Source organism: Acidimicrobiia bacterium (assembly GCA_036396535.1).
Classification (GTDB): Bacteria; Actinomycetota; Acidimicrobiia; order Spongiisociales; family UBA5794; genus DASWKR01.
On sequence record DASWKR010000088.1, the window covers coordinates 1 to 2,480 of the forward strand.

Sequence of the window (2,480 nt, forward strand, 5' to 3'; positions counted from 1 at the left end):
CTTGTCGAGCACGACGACGGAAGCGCCCGGGCTCTGCGCCGTGATCGCCGTCGCAGTCGCCAGCCCGATGATCCCCGCCCCGACAACCGCCACGTCGTAGTTCTCCGACAAGCACCCCTCCCGCCGAGCAGGCTAGGCCTCACGGAACCACCCCCTCCGCCCAGCCCGCGGCGCGATCCCCGGCGAGAGGCCGCAGGCCGAACCCAGGGAGGTCGGGTCCACGAGCAACGGCCACTCGCATACGCAGTCTCCCGCTTGGCGGGGGACCGGATTCACCCTGCTCGACCTTTCCTTGCTCGGCGTGGCAGCCGTCAGGTCGAGCAGGGTGAACAAAGCGCCACACGCCAAACCCAGGGGGTGCAGCGCGGCGAGTTGCCCTGACTGTTGGGCCCCCTCGACTCGGTCCCTGGCGGGACCCTCGTCGATCCCCCGGCTCTCGCCGGGGGATTGCGTATGGGTCGACGACGCCCAAGGTTGGGGCCTCAGGTGGGCAGAACCATCTCGAGGTTGGGCCTCAGGTGGGCAGAACCGTCTCGAGGTCGCGCCAGCAATACAGCGTCACGACGGTGCGGTAGGGCCGAAACGGGTCGCCGAGCGGGGCGAGGTCCTTGGCGGTCGGCGTCATGCCGAGCCCGAAGACCTTGGCGTAGCCCTTGCGCACGCCGAGGTCGTCGATGGGCCAGACGTCGAGCCGGTGCAGAGCGAAGATCAGGAACATCTCGGCCGTCCACCGCCCGATCCCACGCACGGTGACGAGGTGCTCGATCACCGACTCGTCGGCGAGGCGGCCGACCCGAGCGAGGTCGATGGCCCCGTCGCTCGTGCGGTCCGCCAGGTCGAGTAGCGACGCCGCCTTGGCGCCGGACAGACCGGCGGACCGGAGGCGGGTCTCCCCCGCTGCGAGGATCGCTTCCGGTGTCACGGACCCGGCGAGGACGTCCTCGACGCGCGACCAGATCGTGGCTGCCGCCCTCCCCGAGAGTTGCTGGTAAGCGATCGACTCGGCCAGCCAGCGGAAGCGCTCGGCGACGCCCGGCCTGCGCCCGAGGCGGATGGCACCGTGGGCGCCGTGAAGGGCCGCCACCTGCGGATGGCGTCCGGCGAGGAGCTCGGTGGCGGCGGTGAGCGAGGTCGGCACGGCAGGAACGCTACAGCGCGAGATGACTCGTCTGGCGCCGAGGTCAAGGGGGTGTGATCGGGCTGTGGCTTCCAATACAGTCGGCGCCGGAGGGCACGGCACGATCCCGACGCCCATAGGGGGAATCCATGGAACGCAAGTTGATCATCGCTCTGCTCGTCCTCGCCGCCTCGCTGACCCTCACCGGCTCAGCGTCGGCGCGGGCCCCGCACTGCGGCGGGGAGCTCGCCACGATCGTCGGCACCGCAGGCGCCGATGACATCGTCGGTACGAGCGGCGACGACGTGATCGCCGGCCGGGGCGGCCGGGACGTCATCAAAGGGAAGGCAGGCAACGACCTCATCTGCGGGAACGGCGGCGCCGACCGCCTCGTGGGCGGCGGCGGCCACGACGAGGTCTATGGCAACGGCGGCGCCGACATCCTCAAGGGCGGAGCGGGCAAGGACGCGTTGCTCGGCGGCAAGGGCGACGACACGATGTCCGGTGGCGCCGGCTTCGACGACGCCCGGGGTGGTGACGGCGAGGACACGTGCCGCTCGTCCGAGCTGACGGAGTGCGAGGTGCGCAACCCCAACGTGTGCGACCCGTCGTACCCAGGCGTCTGCATCCCTCCCCCGCCACCCGACCTCAACTGCTCCGACGTCCCGCAGTACGACGGGTTCGTCGTACTGGCGCCCGATCCCCACGGCTTCGACACCGACCACGACGGCCTCGGCTGCGAAGGCAACTGACGCTCACGACGCGGGGCCGGCCGACGAGGTGCCCGCCGGGGCGCCGGAGAAACGAGAGCCGCATCTGCTGTATCTGAGGACGAGACTTGGTCTCGGAATCGAGATGACTGGCGCAATGCGACCTTCGCGGCGGGGGCGCCCGATCCTGGGAGCGATCGGCGGTGCCATCTGGGGCGCGGGGGCTGCGGTCCTGATTCAGCAATTCGGACAGTGGCCGCTCGACCGCGACCTCGCATTCGGCGCGCCGGTCGGGGCTGCACTGGTGAGCGCCGTTTGGGGACGTCTCGGCGGACGCCGAGTCGTCTCGGCTGCCGCCATGATGATCGTGACGCTCGGCCCGGCTATCCCATTCGCCCTGCAATCTGCGACGTGCGATGTGCAGCTGACCACGAGCTCGGATTCGCAGAGCTTGGCGAACACGGCGCCGACGGGCCCGTTCGTGGTGGACCCGGCGGTCGACCAGGCCGTGACCGTCGAGATTCTTGCCGAGTCCGGTGGTACCACGGGCAAGGTTTGGGTCGAGTTCGCCGGGATCTCGCTCCTCGAGTGGCCCGGCACCGTGAACGGGGCGCTAGCAGAGTCGATCGATCTGGCGAACAACGGGCGGATCG

Annotated in this window: 4 protein-coding genes; 2 read left to right on the forward strand and 2 right to left on the reverse strand. The window is 70.3% G+C overall.

Going from position 1 to position 2,480, the window contains the following annotated elements; genetic code table 11:
- On the reverse strand, window positions 1-93 hold a 93-nt coding region (locus VGC47_14945; protein HEX9856606.1), incomplete at its 3' end, for an NAD(P)-binding protein.
- A gap of 421 nt (window positions 94-514) precedes the next feature.
- Window positions 515-1,138: a DNA-3-methyladenine glycosylase 2 family protein gene (locus tag VGC47_14950; protein HEX9856607.1), complete on the reverse strand. Its 624-nt coding sequence runs from the start codon at window positions 1,136-1,138 to the stop codon at window positions 515-517.
- Window positions 1,139-1,266: 128 nt separating this feature from the next.
- Between VGC47_14950 and VGC47_14955 the strand changes: the two genes are divergently transcribed.
- The gene (locus VGC47_14955) at window positions 1,267-1,869 is read left to right on the forward strand and encodes a calcium-binding protein (GenBank protein HEX9856608.1); all 603 of its coding nucleotides are present in this window, start codon (window positions 1,267-1,269) and stop codon (window positions 1,867-1,869) included.
- Window positions 1,870-1,984: 115 nt separating this feature from the next.
- On the forward strand, window positions 1,985-2,480 hold a 496-nt coding region (locus VGC47_14960), incomplete at its 3' end, for a hypothetical protein (GenBank protein HEX9856609.1).